This is a genomic window from Pseudomonas brassicacearum (genome assembly GCF_003732265.1).
Lineage (GTDB): Bacteria > Pseudomonadota > Gammaproteobacteria > Pseudomonadales > Pseudomonadaceae > Aquipseudomonas > Aquipseudomonas brassicacearum_D.
Map to the genome: position 1 here is coordinate 39,059 of NZ_MOBK01000006.1, position 15,555 is coordinate 54,613.

At 60.2% G+C, this 15,555-nt stretch carries 14 protein-coding genes; 5 read left to right on the plus strand and 9 right to left on the minus strand.

What is annotated here, in order from left to right:
- Nucleotides 1–30: 30 nt before the first annotated feature.
- The 5 genes from BK660_RS12840 to BK660_RS12860 form a co-directional block, all read right to left on the minus strand.
- Nucleotides 31–1,167 carry a DUF1120 domain-containing protein gene (locus tag BK660_RS12840; protein WP_123433600.1) on the minus strand — a complete coding sequence of 379 codons (1,137 nt, stop codon included), beginning with the start codon at nt 1,165–1,167 and terminating at the stop codon, nt 31–33.
- Nucleotides 1,168–1,177: 10 nt separating this feature from the next.
- A complete protein-coding gene (locus BK660_RS12845; RefSeq protein WP_123433601.1) occupies nt 1,178–3,643 on the minus strand; it encodes a fimbria/pilus outer membrane usher protein in 2,466 nt (821 codons plus the stop codon).
- A gap of 116 nt (nt 3,644–3,759) precedes the next feature.
- Nucleotides 3,760–4,476, minus strand: coding sequence for a fimbria/pilus chaperone family protein (locus BK660_RS12850; RefSeq protein ID WP_123433602.1), 717 nt, complete (start codon nt 4,474–4,476; stop codon nt 3,760–3,762).
- Between the two features lie 51 nt (nt 4,477–4,527).
- Nucleotides 4,528–5,148, minus strand: a complete 621-nt coding sequence (locus tag BK660_RS12855; protein ID WP_123433603.1) for a DUF1120 domain-containing protein — start codon at nt 5,146–5,148, stop codon at nt 4,528–4,530.
- A 66-nt stretch (nt 5,149–5,214) separates the two neighbouring features.
- Nucleotides 5,215–5,844 carry a DUF1120 domain-containing protein gene (locus BK660_RS12860; RefSeq protein ID WP_123433604.1) on the minus strand — a complete coding sequence of 210 codons (630 nt, stop codon included), beginning with the start codon at nt 5,842–5,844 and terminating at the stop codon, nt 5,215–5,217.
- A gap of 352 nt (nt 5,845–6,196) precedes the next feature.
- On the opposite strand from BK660_RS12860, the gene BK660_RS12865 reads away from it, so the two are divergent.
- From BK660_RS12865 to BK660_RS12880, 4 genes are all read left to right on the plus strand, one after another.
- On the plus strand, nt 6,197–6,829 hold the full coding sequence (locus BK660_RS12865) for a response regulator (protein WP_123433605.1): 633 nt from the start codon (nt 6,197–6,199) through the stop codon (nt 6,827–6,829).
- Nucleotides 6,830–6,939: 110 nt separating this feature from the next.
- Entirely contained in the window at nt 6,940–7,410 is a 471-nt protein-coding gene (locus BK660_RS12870; protein WP_123433606.1) for a nuclear transport factor 2 family protein, read from the plus strand.
- 39 nt (nt 7,411–7,449) lie between these two features.
- Nucleotides 7,450–7,770 (plus strand): GIY-YIG nuclease family protein, encoded by a 321-nt coding sequence (locus BK660_RS12875; protein WP_123433607.1) that lies wholly within the window; start codon nt 7,450–7,452, stop codon nt 7,768–7,770.
- Nucleotides 7,771–7,858: 88 nt separating this feature from the next.
- Entirely contained in the window at nt 7,859–8,794 is a 936-nt protein-coding gene (locus tag BK660_RS12880; RefSeq protein ID WP_123433608.1) for a glutathione S-transferase family protein, read from the plus strand.
- 147 nt (nt 8,795–8,941) lie between these two features.
- On the opposite strand, the gene BK660_RS12885 is transcribed toward BK660_RS12880, so the two are convergent.
- Complete coding sequence (locus tag BK660_RS12885) at nt 8,942–9,292, minus strand: glutaredoxin family protein (RefSeq protein WP_123433609.1); 351 nt, start codon at nt 9,290–9,292, stop codon at nt 8,942–8,944.
- Complete coding sequence (gene yejK, locus BK660_RS12890) at nt 9,292–10,296, minus strand: nucleoid-associated protein YejK (RefSeq protein WP_007944833.1); 1,005 nt, start codon at nt 10,294–10,296, stop codon at nt 9,292–9,294. Before yejK ends, BK660_RS12885 begins: the two co-directional genes overlap by 1 nt.
- Before the next feature lie 394 nt (nt 10,297–10,690).
- Between yejK and BK660_RS12895 the strand changes: the two genes are divergently transcribed.
- Nucleotides 10,691–10,972, plus strand: a complete 282-nt coding sequence (locus tag BK660_RS12895; protein ID WP_007905514.1) for an HU family DNA-binding protein — start codon at nt 10,691–10,693, stop codon at nt 10,970–10,972.
- 188 nt (nt 10,973–11,160) lie between these two features.
- Here the strand turns inward: BK660_RS12895 and rlmF are convergent, their stop codons facing one another.
- Both rlmF and BK660_RS12905 read right to left on the minus strand, forming a co-directional pair.
- The gene (gene rlmF, locus BK660_RS12900) at nt 11,161–12,183 is read right to left on the minus strand and encodes a 23S rRNA (adenine(1618)-N(6))-methyltransferase RlmF (protein ID WP_123433610.1); all 1,023 of its coding nucleotides are present in this window, start codon (nt 12,181–12,183) and stop codon (nt 11,161–11,163) included.
- Nucleotides 12,184–12,448: 265 nt separating this feature from the next.
- Nucleotides 12,449–15,295, minus strand: coding sequence for a valine--tRNA ligase (locus BK660_RS12905; RefSeq protein ID WP_123433611.1), 2,847 nt, complete (start codon nt 15,293–15,295; stop codon nt 12,449–12,451).
- Nucleotides 15,296–15,555: the final 260 nt, after the last annotated feature.

Here is a 15,555-nt window from a genome sequence, read left to right on the forward strand (position 1 = left end):
GCCCCGGATCCAGCAGGATCGGGTTGGGTGTTACAGGTAAATAATCTCGATCGTCCCCGCGCCATCGAGGTCGATGGCGCTGCTCAGGTCCAGGCTGTTGGTGGGGGCGATGACGGCGTCGACGGTCACCGTGGTGCTCAGGTTCTGGATCAGCACCGGGCCGGCGCCGCTGCCGGCGTTGTCGGTAAACGCCAGGTAACGGCTTTTGCCGATGGCGAGCGGGTTGGCGCTGCCGGTGCTCCAGGTCGTGCCGGCGCTGCTGGACTCGGTTCGATAGAGGCGGGCGAAGCCGTCGGCATGGGCGTAGTCCGGGTCCACGAGCAGTGAAAAACGCCCGATCCTGTTGCCGCGGCTGTCCTTGCCCAGGCCGTAGTCGATCTCGCTGTCGAGCGTCGCCGAGCCTGAGCGGTTGTCATGCATGATCAAGGCGAAGGACGTCGGCGCGTCGCAGCCGACCATCAGCGTCAACGACTTGGGCGGCAAGTGGGTGTCCTTGTCGGCGTGCAGGTCTTTTTTCGACAGGGTGCCGAAGTCGAACACACCGCCGTTGGACAGCACCGGTTCGCAGGCCGCCGGAGCGAAGCGGGCGCGCAAGGTTGCCTCGCGGGTGAGTCCGGCGGCGTCGAACACCCCGAAGGCTTCCCAGGTCACCGCGTCACGCACCTGCATGCCTTGCTCTTGAACCCAGGCCGTCAGCTCAAGCTGCGCCGAGAAACTGCGACCCTGTACGGGCACGCCGGCCTGCACCGGGACGACCCCGTGCTCCGGATGCCAGATCAGGCTCGACGCCGTTTCTGCCGGCGGCTGTCCGACCCCGACAATCAACCCGATATCGACCGATTGGCCATCCAGAACGGCATCGCGAATACGCATCTGATAGCTGCCGCGTTCGGCAAAGTGAAAGCGTCCGGCGGTCGCGGCCATCGCCCGGTAGAACAGGCTCATGTCGATGGGCTGCGCACAGCTCAGGGTCAGGCTGAGCTGGCGTTCACCGAGGTTGCGCTGCGGTGCGGCATCAGGCCGTATCGCCCGGTTCATCAGCCCGTAATCGAGCACCGACTGGCTCAGGTTGAAATGGCAGTCGTCCGTGGACGCCTTGGCCTGCGGGATGAATCCGCTCAATGCCAGGGGTGCGAGGGTCAGCAGCAGATAGCGAGACAGGTTCATGAAGTTATCCTCAGAGGGCTCGGCACTTGGCAGGGGCGGTTTCGTAGTACGCGTTGGCGTCGGCGTCGGTGGGCAGTTCGAAACGCAGCTCGCAACGCTCCAGCCCCGGCGCGCTGATCCACAGCGCACGGCGGTCGAGAGCGTTGGGTAAAAACACCAGACCGCCGTCCTGCACCAGGGTCACGAACTCGCCATCCGCGGTGTTCACGGAGGCACCGCGAGGCAGGGGCGCGCCGTTGGCGGTGGTGGCCTTGAGCAAGGCCCGACGGGTCATCGTGATGCCGAATTCAACGTTGTCGACGGCGCCGCGACCGGCCGAAATTACCGCCAGCCCGTTGTGAATGTCGGCGTTGCGGGGCAGGGTTTTGGTGTCGACTTCCACCGGGCTTTTGCCGTAAGCCGTCACTTGCGGGATCACCGCCTGACCTTGCCAGTCAGTCCACACCGGACCGCTGGGCGTCGACACTTTGATGGAGCCCATGTCACCGACCGACAGCAACGCAAAGGTGTCGCTCACCGGGTACGGCGACAGCGTCACGCCACCGCCGTGCAGCACGGCGCCACCGCGAGCGCTGGCCTGGTAGCTGGAGCGCTCGGCATCTGTGCGGGTGTAATTGAGATCGAGCTGGGTGTAGCGCGGCAGCAGCGATACGCCGGCCGTGGATTGCACCTGTTTATCGCCCGTGTCGTGTTCGACGCCAACCCGGTAACCCAGTTGATCGTTGACCTGTTCACTCAAGCCGACGCCGCTACGGAATTCGCCGGCGGAGCTGCGTACCCAGCTGCGTGCCCGGCGGTTTTCGCCCAGCGGAATGCTGAGGTTCAGGTAGACGCTGTCATCGTTGCCGTTCGAACCGCTGAGCTGCCATTCGGCGGTCGCCGAGATGGATACGCCAGCGATGCTGGTGCCCCATGACGCGAGCGCGCGGCTGCTGCTTTGGCCGTCGAAGGAACTGGACCGGCTGAAGCCGCTGCTGAAGGCGCCGAGCCATGGATGCGACCATGACAGGGCCGCGCTTTGCTGATCGCGGTAAAGGGATTGGCTGTTGTCGGACGTGCTGACGAACACCGCCTCTTCCAGTTCACGGTAACCCTTGGTTCGGTAAGAACTGCCGGCATTGAGCGCCCACTGATCGCTCAATCGGTGCGAGACGCTCAGGTCAGCCTGAAGTCCCTGACTGTTTTGTTTACCAACGGCGTCCGCGCCGGTCAGCGTGGCTTGCACCTGGGTAACAGGCGAGGGCAACAGGCCGACGCCGGCACCCGCCGCGCGATAGTCGGTGGCGCCGGTGAGGCCGGCGCTGAGCAACACTTGCGGGGTGAGCGCACCGCTCCATCCGCCGCTGATAACCCAGGGATCGCCACCCTGCGCGTCACCGACATTGCGCACCTGACCGGCGCCCAGCGAATATCCGGGCGCTGGCAAGCCGACCCCCAACATCGCGGCCGGCACGGTAAAACGGCGCTCGCTGCCATCGGTCTCCTTGATCGTGACTTCCACGTCGGAGCGCGTGTTGAGCCGCCGCACGTTGGTGAGCGCGAACGGGCCGGCGGGCACCACCGTGGAATGGATCAGTGAACCGTTTTGCCGGACCTCGACCTGGGCCTGACTGTTGGCGATCCCTTCAATGACCGCGCTTTGCCCTTCGACCTGCAGTGCCTGTTCATTCAGCACTTGCACGCCGGTTATCTGCGCACCGGCGAGAACTGGGTTGTAGAGGTTGATCTGACCCGCCTGCAGCACCGCTTCCTGGCTGGCGAAAGTACGCTGGGCGTATGCCGCAATATGAGTCGTTGTGGACACGTCGTCCTGCCAGGTCTGCACCTGACGGCTGCGCACGATCCAGTCACCGGCATTGAAGCCGAGTTCGGTGTTGGCCGAGGCGTAGCGGCTGGTGCTGTCGGTGGAACGGCTGTGCAAACCGGTGACGTCGTAGTTGATCAAACCGGCGACACCACCGGTTTGATAGCCGGAAAAATCCCGGGCACTGGGGCGTATTGCGTCGGTGGGCACGATCAACGACAGGGCAAGGCTCGCGGGGTCGGGTTCGATGACGGTCTGAGAAGCGCTGCCAAGAAAATCGTGGCATGGACCATCGTCCAGCAAACGATCGGGCACCTTCAGGTTCGCTGCATCGAGCAGTGCGCGATCGAAGCACAGCGCACCTTCGCGATCGAATGTGATATTGACCCGGCCATGACGCTGGCCGTTGACGATGAGCGTGACCGGGTGGCGGCCGGCCGTGAACTGCGGTGCCTGCATCAGCAGCGTCGCCAGCGCCGGATCGATACCGCGCTGCAGTAATGTGTCTTTGTCGAACGACGCGGGCATCGACACTTCACCGTAGGCGTCGAACATCATCAGCGCGTTGCTCAGCAGCAACGCCAATGTGGTTCGCTGCCATGGATGAGGGCGAGCGCCGACCCGAATAACGGGCACGGCTTCGCCATCACGGTAATTCGATACTGTGTTCATCAGGATCACTTGGGTTATTGCGGCGTGCGGTTACAGGGGCGCCTCTGGCAACGGCCAAGTAGCCGTCGCCTGAAACATTGGCGCTCATCGTTCCTCGAGGACGCCGTCAGGGTGGTTCAGGACTTGATGGGCGCCTCGTAATGCGGCACTGCAAAGCCGTAGACCGTCGCCGGTTGAAAACGCACCTGCGTGGCGGCGCCCTCGGCGACCTTGATGCTGATGTGCTCACCGGGCAGCACGTAGGTTTTCGGCAGCATCGCGTTGCCCGCCGCCGGCAACAATTGCACTTCCTGGCCCAGACGCACCACATAAGGCGTGTCGTTGCGCACGGTCAGTTGACCGTCCTTCAGCGACCATTGCAGGTCGGTCCATGGCGTGCGATTGGGGGCCAGGCCTTTGGGGTGCAGGATCACCGGCAAATTCTGCCGCACAGTCACGCCGACCCGTGCCTGACCGGCCTCGGCGGGGGCTTTGCCCTGGGGGATGCCTTCAAAGATCACCCGTTTCAAACGCTGAGTGAGCAGGGGTTTTTCCGATTGCAGAATGAACCGCACCAATTGAGTTTTACCCGCTTCGACACGCGCCAGTGGTGGCGTCACGAACACCAGAGACTCACGGTCTTCGGCAATGTCTTCGAGGGTGACGTGCATCAACGCCAGGTTGGAATCGGTGTTGGTCACGGACACGGACGCTTCTCCATCGGCCTCGTTGACGATAACCACCGAAGTGTTCGGCACCATGCCGTCGGCCTCGGCGTGTGCGCTCAGCAGCAGGGCGAATGCGCCGATGCCTGAATGGAACAGATGACGGGTGACTTTGGAAAACATCGTCATGACGTGTCTCGTTGAATGTTCAAAAAAAATGGAGCCGGGAACACCGGTCGATCAGTAATTCAGTTGCACGGTGACGTACCCGTCGATGGGGATTTCATCGGTCAGCGTCAGGTCATTTGCGCGCACGATGGTGGTGAACGCCGTGAGCCGTGCGCGCAAATTCTTGATGGCGATCGGTGTGCCGAGGTCGTTCAATGCCGCGAACGCGGTCCGGCCAGCGTGCCCCAGGTAGGAGGACACTCGCCAAGTAGCACCGTCGTTGAGGGAAATGATGGTTTTCACCGCAACCCCATCGGCCACCGTATCGAACAGGCCCAGTGCAACGCTGCCCAGGTTCTGATCGTCGTTGATGACGCCCAGCCCGTGACTATTGGGGTGGATGGCGGAAGTGCCTTCGCGGTTGTCGATCGTCGTCAGGGTAAACGGCGTGGCGCCATCGCAATTCACCTCCAGATACAGCGTGCCGTTTTCCAGGGCCGTGGGTTGGTCCGGTCTCAGGTCTTTCACCGTGACTTTGCCATGGTCGACGATGCCGCCGCCGGACAGGCTGGGTGTGCAGGCGCTGGGGGTGATCAGGCCGGTGACGCTCAACTCTGTACTGCTGGAGGCGAGGGCCATGGGGGCACAGACGAATAACAGTGGAGCCAATAGAGCGAAGGAGCATCTTTCCATGATGGGTCGTCCTTTGAGTGGGCGGGCAACGCCGTGTGTCGGGCGTTGCCCGTTGATGACGGAGGGTTACAGGTATTTGATCTGGAGGGTTGCGGAGCCGTCGAGTGTGACTTCATCGGTCAGGGTCAGGCTGTTGGTGGGGGCGATACCGGTACGCACACGTAAATCAAGGCTCAAATCCTTCATCGCGATTGGAGCAATGTCGGCACCCAGAGCACTGACACTCCAGATGTTGTTGGCCCCCCAGAATGCTGTCGACCCTTCCTTAAGCCAGGTCTCGCCGCCATCAGTGGAGAGAATGGCTTGAGCGTGGGTGCCGTCCGCCATCACATTGCGCGGAATAACGCGAAAGTGGCCCAGCTTTTCGTTGGTATTGATCAGCCCCAGGCCAAAGTAATTGCCCGCAGTGCTCGTGCCTGCACGGTTATCAATCGGGTTTATGGCAAACGGCGTAGCCGCATCGCAGCTCACTGTCATTTGCATGATTATTTCAGGCAAGTAAGTGTGTTTGTCGGGATTGAGGTCTTGTACGGAAAACTTGCCGTGATCGGCGATGCCGCCCCCGGCCAGTACTGGCGTGCATGCATTCGGAGTGATCAGACCTTTCACCGTCAGGTCCGTGCTGGAGGCGGCAAAGGCGGATGAGGAAACGGTCAGCAGCAAGGCCGCGGTCAGAAGGGATAAACGCTTGTTCATGTATGGCTCTTCCTTGATGAGCGATGATTGGGAGTTGCCCTATACGGACAGGGCGCAATCTATCGGTCGAGGTCGCCATGCGGAATGCAACTAATACGAAAACGGAGGGACTGGTGTAAGAAAGCGCGTTGCGGGCTACAAATCGCTCTCCTGCATCGCGTTGTCTGTAGTCCTTCTGTGTGGCCGATGTAGCTTGTAAATGTAGGGCGGTTCTTTTTGTTTCATAGGAGAAAGACCAGGCTCCCGATTCCATTGGGTGAGGTGGTTTTACGCTCGGGAAAGGGCGTTGTGGTAGGACTCGGACGGCGCTATTTTTCGCGCATTCCAGTCACCAAACAGGATAAATCCGACAATGCGCGTAATCATTGCTGACGACCATCCGGTCGTTCGTATCGGCATGCGAATGCTCGTCGATCTGAACCGGACATGTGTGGTGGTAGGGGAGGCGGAGGGTCCCGACAGTCTGTTGAGTCTGCTGTGCACGACGCCTTGTGATCTGTTAATTACCGACTTTTGCATGCCGGGCAACTTGCAGGCCGATGGGCTGAAAATGCTGAGCCGGGTGCGACGTGGCTACCCGACGATGCCGATCATTCTGGTCACGATGTTTGCCAGCGTCACCACGCTGAGGGCGGCGTTCGCACTGGGCGTGGTGGCAATCATCGACAAAGGCGCGTCGGCAAAGGAACTGCCCCTGGCGATCAAATCGGTGGGTGAAGGGCGCCGTTATATCAGCGAGTTGTTGCGCACCGCGCTGCTTCAGGCAGACGCGCAGGGTCAGTCGAGTTCCGCTGTGCTTTCCGCAAAAGAGCATGAAGTGGTCAGAATGCTCGCCAGTGGCATGACCGTCAGTGAGATCGCTGGTCACTTCAAACGCAGCGTTTCGACCATCAGCAAACAGAAAAGCATGGCGATGCAGCGGCTGGGCATTTCCACGGATGTGGACCTTTTTGCCTATGCCCGTGAGAGTGGCATGGTGCATTAGGTTCGCAATGCACTGGGGCAGTCCCGATATTCTCGCCACGAATGCCCATGGTCTTCCCCATGTTTGCAGACTATCGTGCAGGCAATCCTTCAAACGTCCGGAGCCTGCCCATGAGTGATGCCCACCGCGCATTGATCACCCAGTTCTACCAAGCCTTCCAGCGGCTGGATGCCGAGGCCATGAGTGCCTGTTACACCGACGATGTGGTGTTCAGTGATCCGGCATTCGGCGAACTGCGCGGTCGTGATGCCGGCGACATGTGGCGCATGCTCACCACTCGGGCCAAGGACTTTTCCCTGACCTTCGACAACGTGCGGGCCGACGAACGCACCGGCGGTGCGCACTGGGTCGCGACGTATCTGTTCAGCCAGACCGGCAACATTGTGGTCAACGACATTCAGGCGCGCTTCGTGTTTCGCGACGGCAAGATTTGCGAGCACCACGACAGCTTCGACCTGTGGGCCTGGTCGCGGCAGGCGCTGGGTTTCAAAGGGCTGATTCTGGGGTGGACGCCTCTGGTCAGAAACGCCGTTCGTGCTCAAGCCCTCAAGGGGCTGAAGGCATTCCAGGCCAGTCGCTGATAAGATCGCGGCTTGTTTCCTACAAGTCATGATCGTCACATGAGCACCCTGAGCGAATCTTCTGACATTGCCGCCGAACCGGTGCTGCCCGTCAGCAAACCCTGGTTCGTCTACCTCGTTCGCGCGGCCAATGGTTCGCTTTACTGCGGCATCAGCGACGACCCCGTGCGGCGCTTCGCCACTCACCAGAGCGGCAAGGGGGCGCGGTTCTTCCTCTCCAGCCCGGCCGTGGCGCTCGTCTACACAGAAATCTGTCGCGATAAAAGCGAAGCGCTGCGGCAGGAACGGCTGATCAAAAAACTTCGGAAAAGCGCCAAGGAATGTCTGGTCGCGAGCGCCGCTGCGGGCTTATCAACCTGACTGATAAGTGCCCATCAGGCAGATCTGTAGGCCGCTTGTCGATTGCGCGCTAAGCTGCGGATTCCTTATCCGTGCGGCGGAGCCGAGCATGTCCGAGTTGATTCTTCATCATTACCCGACGTCCCCTTTTGCCGAAAAGGCCCGCCTGTTGTTGGGCTTCAAGGGACTGTCCTGGCGCTCGGTGCACATCTCGCCGGTGATGCCAAAGCCCGATCTGACTGCACTGACCGGTGGCTATCGCAGGACGCCGGTGTTGCAGATCGGCGCGGACATCTATTGCGATACGTCGTTGATTGCTCGTCGCCTGGATCAGGAAAAAGCCTTGCCGGCGTTTTTCCCGGAAGGCCAGGAAATGATTGCCGCGACCTTTGCAGCCTGGGCTGATTCGGTGGTGTTCCAGCATGCAGTCAGCCTGGTGTTTCAGCCGGAATCGGTAGCGGTGCGTTTCGGCAAATTGTCGCCGGAAGCGATCAAGGCATTCCTCGCCGATCGCGCCGGGCTGTTCAGCGGTGGCAGCGCTTCCAGGCTGTCCGCCGAGCAGGCGAAACATCAATGGCCGACGATCATGACGCGGCTGGAGCAACAGCTGCAGCGCGAGCAGGGTGATTTCCTGTTTGGCGAGCCATCGATTGCCGACTTTGCCCTGGCCCATTCGCTGTGGTTTCTCAAGGCGACGCCGGTGACTTCACCACTGGTTGATGCCTATCCGGCTGTGTCGGCCTGGTTCGGGCGGGTGATGGGCTTCGGCCATGGTGCGTCCAGCGAGATGACGTCCGCGGAGGCGCTGGAGGTGGCGCGTAATGCTACGCCGGCTGCATTGCCGAATGAGCAGTTCGAAGAACCGAACGGGTTTGAGCCTGGCCAGCAGGTGAAGATTGCGGCCATCGATTACGGGGTTGATCCGGTGGTGGGTGAATTGCTGTTTGCGGGCAGCGAGGAATTGATCCTGCGCCGTGAAGACGAACGCGGTGGCGTGGTGCATGTGCACTTTCCGCGCTTTGGGTTCCGCATCGAAAAACACTGACGCCCAACTTCCCTGTGGCGAGGGGGCTTGCCCCCGTTCGGCTGCGCAGCAGTCGTAAATCCTAATGGTGAGGTTTAGCCATTGGAATGCTGGGGCCGCTTCGCAGTCCAGCGGGAGCAAGCTCCCTCGCCACAGGGATTGGATAAGTTATTTCAGTGCGGCAAGGATTGCGTCCGGGTCATACCCGCGAATCAGTGTCCCGTTCACGTCGATGATCGGAATCCCGCCACCCCCCAACGCCTCATACGCCGTGCGCGCCTCGGTATCTTTCTCGATATCGAATTCCTTGTACGGAATGCCCTTCTGATCGAGAAAGCGCCGGGTCAGTTTGCAGTAGCCACACCAGTCGGTGGCATAGAGCACGACGTTGGCCTTGGCCTGCGTCTGCTCGGACACGACCTGCGAAGGATTGAACACCCGCTCGATCTTGCCCCAGTTCTGGTAAACCACGACCACCAGCAGGATCAGCAGGAATTTCTTGAGGATGCCGTTCAGCATCAGTTACGTCGCTTGAGCTGGTCGGTCAACTGAGTCGGCAGGCCCTTGATGATCAGCGTGCCGGCTTCTTCGTCATACTCGATCTTCGAGCCCAGCAGGTGCGCTTCAAAGCTGATGGACAGGCCTTCCGCACGGCCTGTGAAGCGGCGGAATTGATTCAGGGTGCGTTTGTCCGCCGGAATCTCTGGCGACAGGCCGTAATCCTTGTTGCGGATGTGATCGTAGAACGCTTTCGGGCGTTCTTCGTCGATCAGCTCCGAGAGTTCTTCCAGGCCCATAGGCTCGCCGAGCTTGGCCTGGCTGCTGGCGTAATCGACCAGGGTCTTGGTCTTTTCGCGGGCGGACTCTTCCGGCAGATCTTCGCTTTCCACGAAGTCACTGAAGGCCTTGAGCAGGGTGCGGGTTTCGCCCGGGCCGTCGACGCCTTCCTGGCAGCCGATGAAGTCGCGGAAATACTCCGAAACTTTTTTTCCGTTCTTGCCTTTGATGAACGAAATGTATTGCTTGGACTGTTTGTTGTTCTGCCACTCGGACACGTTGATCCGCGCGGCCAGGTGCAATTGGCCTAGATCCAGGTGACGGGACGGGGTCACGTCCAGCTGATCGGTCACTGCAACGCCTTCACTGTGGTGCAGGAGCGCGATCGCCAGGTAATCGGTCATGCCCTGCTGGTAATGCGCGAACAGCACGTGGCCGCCCACCGAGAGGTTCGACTCTTCCATCAGCTTTTGCAGATGTTCCACCGCCACCCGGCTGAACGCCGTGAAATCCTTGCCACCCTCGAAGTATTCCTTCAGCCAGCCGCTGAACGGATGCGCGCCGGATTCGGCATGGAAGAAACCCCAGGCCTTGCCTTGTTTGGCGTTATAGCTCTCGTTGAGGTCGGCAAGCATGTTCTCGATCGCGCTCGACTCGGCGAGTTCAGAGTCGCGGGCGTGAAGAACTGCAGGTGTGCCGTCGGGTTTTTTGTCGATCAGGTGGACGATGCAATGACGGATCGGCATGGGCTTCTCGGCTGATTGAAGAGAGGAGGGCGTGCTCCCCGAAAAAGTGCCAAGTGTACCGCAACCACTGGTTTTGGCGCGGCATGAAGGGTAAATCCGGGGTGACCGGCGGCGCTTATGCAGTTTTTTCCCGTTTTAGAGCAATAAAGCTGACCAAATGGGTAGCTAGAGGCGGATATTTCCCCGTCTCTGTGCTAGTTTTGCCCCGTCTTGCGCGAAGTCACTGCGTTAAGCGTGCATTCAGCATTTGTCAGGTCGAACCAAACCCTGATTTCGGTATCTATAACCCCGATCCAGTGGTTATTGGCCGAGGGTGCCAGATCCAGAAGATCGGGCTCGATGGCTGACACTGCACTCTGCAATCCATATGAATTTGATAGGGAAGGAACACTACATGGCTCTTACTAAAGACCAACTGATCGCCGACATCGCTGAAGCTATCGACGCGCCAAAAACCACCGCGCGTAACGCTCTGGACCAACTGGGCCAAATCGTTGCTGATCAGCTGGAAAACGGCGGCGAAATCACTCTGCCAGGTATCGGCAAACTGAAAGTGACTGAGCGTCCTGCCCGTACTGGCCGTAACCCTTCGACTGGCGCTGCCATCGAAATCGCTGCCAAGAAAGTTATCAAGCTGGTTGTGGCCAAAGGCCTGACCGACGCTGTTAACAAGTAAGACTTGTTAAAAAAAAACCGTGCTCCGGAGCAATCCGGGCACGGTTTTTTTGTGTCTGCGATTTACCCGCAAACACCCTGTTACCAATGTGGGAGCGGGCTTGCTCGCGAAGGCGGCGTTACATTCAACATTGATGTCGACTGACACCCCGCCTTCGCGAGCAAGCCCGCTCCCACAGTTGATCTGAATTAGCTTTTGCGCGCCCAGCGCTCGCGCCAGACCTGCTGCTCGGATTTGGTCTGGAAGGTCCAGGCCACGAAGCGGCTCTGCTTCTGACCCTGGGACATTTCCACCACCTGGCTTTCCAGCACGCCGGCTTTTTTCAGCGCAGTCTGGATCGCAGGCAGGTTCGAGGCCTTCGAGACCAGGGTGCTGAACCACAGCACTTTGTGCTGGAAACTCGCACTTTCGGCGATCAGTTGCGTCACAAACCGCGCTTCGCCGCCTTCACACCACAGCTCAGCCGATTGACCGCCAAAGTTCAGCACCGGCAATTTTCGTTTCGGGTCGGCACGGCCCAGGGCGCGCCATTTGCGTTCGCTGCCCTTGGTCGCTTCGTCCATCGAGGCGTGGAACGGCGGGTTGCACATGGTCAGGTCAAAGCGTTCACCCGGTTCCAGCAGGCCCAGCAGGATGTGCTTGGGATTGCTTTGCTGACGCAACTGAATGGCTTTGTTCAGACCGTTGGACTGCACGATGGCTTTGGCGGCGGCCACGGCCGTCGGGTCGATTTCCGAACCGAGGAAGTGCCAGCGGTAGTCGCTGTAGCCGATCAACGGATAGACGCAGTTGGCGCCCATGCCGATGTCGAGCACCTTGACCGGCGCGCCGCGAGGGATTTCGCCGTCGTTGACGCTGGCCAACAGGTCGGCGAGGAAGTGCACGTAGTCGGCACGCCCCGGAACCGGTGGGCAGAGGTAATCGGCCGGGATGTCCCAATGCGCGATGCCATAAAACGACTTGAGCAACGCCCGGTTGAACACACGCACCGCATCGGGGCTGGCGAAGTCGATGCTTTCCTTGCCGTACGGGTTGATGATCACAAACTTCGCCAGTTCCGGCGTGGTTTTGATCAGTGCCGGGAAGTCGTAGCGACCCTGATGGCGGTTGCGCGGGTGCAGGCTAGCCTTTTCACGCGGTTCCACGGCTTTGGCCGGGGTGGCGGTATCAGGCTTTTTACGCGCAGGTTTTGGTGTGCGGGGGGCGTTCATGGGCGTTGTCGATTCGGGTATGGCTAAAAGTGGCGGGTATTGTCCCACATCGGCTCGGTATTGATGACAAAAGTGCGGACAACGCCGATCAAATGTGGGAGCGGGCTTGCTCGCGAAGGCGGGGTGTCAGTCGACATCAATGTTGAATGAACGCCGCCTTCGCGAGCAAGCCCGCTCCCACAGGGGATTTGAGGTGTTTGGGGGAAGGGGCAGGCACAAAAAAGGGAGGCCGTTGCGGGCCTCCCTCGTTCATGGCGATGTGCCGTTACAGACTGGCAATTCGCGCATGCTGCTCAGCCAGCTTGCCCAAAGCCTGTTCAGCTTCAGCCAGTTTGGCGCGTTCTTTCTCGATGACTTCAGCCGGAGCCTTGTCGACGAAACCAGCGTTGGACAGCTTGCCACCCACACGCTGGACTTCGCCCTGCAAGCGCAGGATTTCCTTGTCCAGGCGCGCCAGTTCGGCGTCCTTGTCGATCAGGCCGGCCATCGGTACCAGCACTTCCATCTCGCCAACCAGTGCGGTGGCGGACAGCGGTGCTTCTTCACCGGCAGCCAATACAGTGATGGATTCGAGGCGAGCCAGCTTCTTCAGCAGGGCTTCGTTCTCGGTGAGACGACGCTGATCTTCGGCGCTGACGTTCTTCAGGTAGATCGGCAGCGGCTTGCCCGGACCAATGTTCATTTCGCCACGGATGTTACGCGTGCCGAGCATCAGTTCCTTGAGCCATTCGATGTCGTCTTCGGCGGCCGGATCGATGCGCTCTTCATTGGCCACTGGCCAAGGTTGCAGCATGATCGTCTTGCCCTGAATACCGGCCAGCGGCGCGATGCGCTGCCAGATTTCTTCGGTGATGAACGGCATGAACGGGTGTGCCAGGCGCAACGCCACTTCCAGAACGCGAACCAGCGTACGGCGGGTGCCGCGCTGACGCTCGACCGGAGCGTTTTCGTCCCACAGCACAGGCTTGGACAGTTCCAGGTACCAGTCGCAATACTGGTTCCAGATGAACTCGTACAAGGCTTGTGCCGCCAGGTCGAAACGGAACTGGTCGAGTTGACGAGTCACTTCGGCTTCGGTGCGTTGCAGCTGCGAGATGATCCAGCGATCCGCCAGCGACAGTTCGTAGGCTTCGCCGTTCTGGCCACAGTCTTCGCCCTTGTCCAGAACATAACGCGCGGCGTTCCAGATCTTGTTACAGAAGTTGCGATAGCCTTCAACGCGGCCCATGTCGAACTTGATGTCACGACCGGTGGACGCCAGCGAGCAGAAGGTGAAGCGCAGGGCGTCGGTGCCATAACTGGCGATACCGTCGGCGAACTCGTCGCGGGTCTGCTTCTCGATCTTCTTCGCCAGTTTCGGCTGCATCAGGCCGGAGGTGCGTTTCTGCACCAGCTCTTCCAGTTCGATGCCGTCGATGATGTCCAGCGGGTCCAGGACGTTGCCCTTGGACTTGGACATCTTCTGGCCTTGGCCATCACGTACCAGACCGTGCACATAAACGGTCTTGAACGGAACCTGCGGCGTGCCGTCTTCGTTCTTCACCAAATGCATGGTGAGCATGATCATCCGGGCGACCCAGAAGAAAATGATGTCGAAACCGGTCACCAGCACATCGGTGGAGTGGAATTTCTTCAGGAATTCGGTCTGCTCAGGCCAGCCGAGCGTCGAGAACGTCCACAGACCCGAACTGAACCAGGTGTCGAGAACGTCATTATCCTGTTGCAACGCAACGTCCGGACCGAGGTTGTTCTTGGCGCGCACTTCGGCTTCGTCGCGACCGACGTAGACCTTGCCCGACTCGTCGTACCAGGCCGGAATCCGGTGGCCCCACCACAACTGACGGCTGATGCACCAATCCTGGATGTCGCGCATCCACGAGAAGTACATGTTTTCGTATTGCTTGGGCACGAACTGGATGCGGCCATCTTCAACGGCGGCAATGGCTGGCTCGGCCAACGGCTTGGTCGACACGTACCACTGGTCGGTCAGCCACGGCTCGATAATCGTGCCGGAGCGGTCGCCTTTCGGCACTTTCAGGGCGTGGTCGTTGACGCTGACCAGCAGGCCGGCGGCGTCGAATGCAGCCACAATTTGCTTGCGGGCTTCGAAACGGTCGAGGCCGGCGTATTCGGCCGGGATCTTGCCGTCGATGCTCTCGTTCAGCGTGCCGTCGAGGTTGAATACCTGACAGGCCGGCAGTACGGCGGCGTTCTTGTCGAAGATGTTCAGCAGCGGCAGGTTGTGGCGCTTGCCGACTTCGTAGTCGTTGAAATCGTGGGCCGGGGTGATTTTCACGCAGCCGGTGCCGAATTCAGGGTCGCAATAATCGTCGGCGATGATCGGGATGCGGCGGCCGACCAGCGGCAGCTCGACAAATTTGCCGATCAGGGCTTTGTAGCGTTCGTCGTTCGGGTTAACCGCGACGGCGGAGTCGCCGAGCATGGTTTCCGGGCGAGTGGTCGCGACGATCAGGTAATCATTGCCTTCCGCGGTTTTGACGCCGTCGGCCAGCGGGTATTTGAGGTTCCACAGGAAACCTTTCTCGTCGTGGTTTTCCACTTCAAGGTCGGAAATCGCCGTGTGCAACTTGGTGTCCCAGTTGACCAGGCGCTTGCCGCGGTAGATCAGGCCGTCTTCATGCAGGCGCACGAAGGCTTCTTTTACCGATTCCGAGAGGCCGTCATCCATGGTGAAGCGCTCACGGCTCCAGTCTACGGACGAGCCGAGGCGACGGATCTGACGGCTGATGTTGCCGCCGGATTCATCCTTCCATTCCCAGATTTTCTCGAGAAATTTCTCGCGACCCAGGTCGTGGCGGCTCTGGCCCTTGGCTTCGAGTTGACGCTCCACCAGCATTTGCGTGGCGATACCGGCGTGGTCGGTGCCCGGCTGCCACAGGGTGTTGCGACCCTGCATGCGACGGAAACGGATCAGGGCGTCCATGATCGCGTTGTTGAAACCGTGACCCATGTGCAGGCTGCCGGTGACGTTCGGCGGCGGGATCATGATGGTGTAGGACTCGCCCGCGCCTTGCGGGGCGAAGTAATTCTCAGACTCCCAGGTGTTGTACCAGGAAGTTTCAATGGCGTGCGGCTGGTAGGTCTTATCCATGCGCGGCGGGACCCTATTGGCATTTATTCAGGAAAAGCCGGCAAGTATAGCGGGGCATGGGGCAGAGGGCGAGCAGGTGCGGACAGGGCGCAGATCAAATGTGGGCGTTAGACTGTGGCGAGGGGGCTTGCCCCCGTTCGGCTGCGGAGCAGTCGCAAAACCTAAGCATGCGGTGTCGCTGATCGAAAAAGCGGGACCGCTGCGCGCTCCAACGGGGGCAAGCCCCCTCGCCACAAACGCCCGCTCCCACATTGGAATGG

What these genes read in the sequence shown, in the direction of transcription:
- BK660_RS12840 (WP_123433600.1), bottom strand. Translation starts at nt 1,167, where the DNA reads ATGAACCTGTCTCGCTATCTGCTGCTGACCCTCGCACCCCTGGCATTG.
- BK660_RS12845 (WP_123433601.1), bottom strand. Translation starts at nt 3,643, where the DNA reads ATGAACACAGTATCGAATTACCGTGATGGCGAAGCCGTGCCCGTTATT.
- BK660_RS12850 (WP_123433602.1), bottom strand. Translation starts at nt 4,476, where the DNA reads ATGACGATGTTTTCCAAAGTCACCCGTCATCTGTTCCATTCAGGCATC.
- BK660_RS12855 (WP_123433603.1), bottom strand. Translation starts at nt 5,148, where the DNA reads ATGGAAAGATGCTCCTTCGCTCTATTGGCTCCACTGTTATTCGTCTGT.
- BK660_RS12860 (WP_123433604.1), bottom strand. Translation starts at nt 5,844, where the DNA reads ATGAACAAGCGTTTATCCCTTCTGACCGCGGCCTTGCTGCTGACCGTT.
- BK660_RS12865 (WP_123433605.1), top strand. Translation starts at nt 6,197, where the DNA reads ATGCGCGTAATCATTGCTGACGACCATCCGGTCGTTCGTATCGGCATG.
- BK660_RS12870 (WP_123433606.1), top strand. Translation starts at nt 6,940, where the DNA reads ATGAGTGATGCCCACCGCGCATTGATCACCCAGTTCTACCAAGCCTTC.
- BK660_RS12875 (WP_123433607.1), top strand. Translation starts at nt 7,450, where the DNA reads ATGAGCACCCTGAGCGAATCTTCTGACATTGCCGCCGAACCGGTGCTG.
- BK660_RS12880 (WP_123433608.1), top strand. Translation starts at nt 7,859, where the DNA reads ATGTCCGAGTTGATTCTTCATCATTACCCGACGTCCCCTTTTGCCGAA.
- BK660_RS12885 (WP_123433609.1), bottom strand. Translation starts at nt 9,292, where the DNA reads ATGCTGAACGGCATCCTCAAGAAATTCCTGCTGATCCTGCTGGTGGTC.
- yejK (WP_007944833.1), bottom strand. Translation starts at nt 10,296, where the DNA reads ATGCCGATCCGTCATTGCATCGTCCACCTGATCGACAAAAAACCCGAC.
- BK660_RS12895 (WP_007905514.1), top strand. Translation starts at nt 10,691, where the DNA reads ATGGCTCTTACTAAAGACCAACTGATCGCCGACATCGCTGAAGCTATC.
- rlmF (WP_123433610.1), bottom strand. Translation starts at nt 12,183, where the DNA reads ATGAACGCCCCCCGCACACCAAAACCTGCGCGTAAAAAGCCTGATACC.
- BK660_RS12905 (WP_123433611.1), bottom strand. Translation starts at nt 15,295, where the DNA reads ATGGATAAGACCTACCAGCCGCACGCCATTGAAACTTCCTGGTACAAC.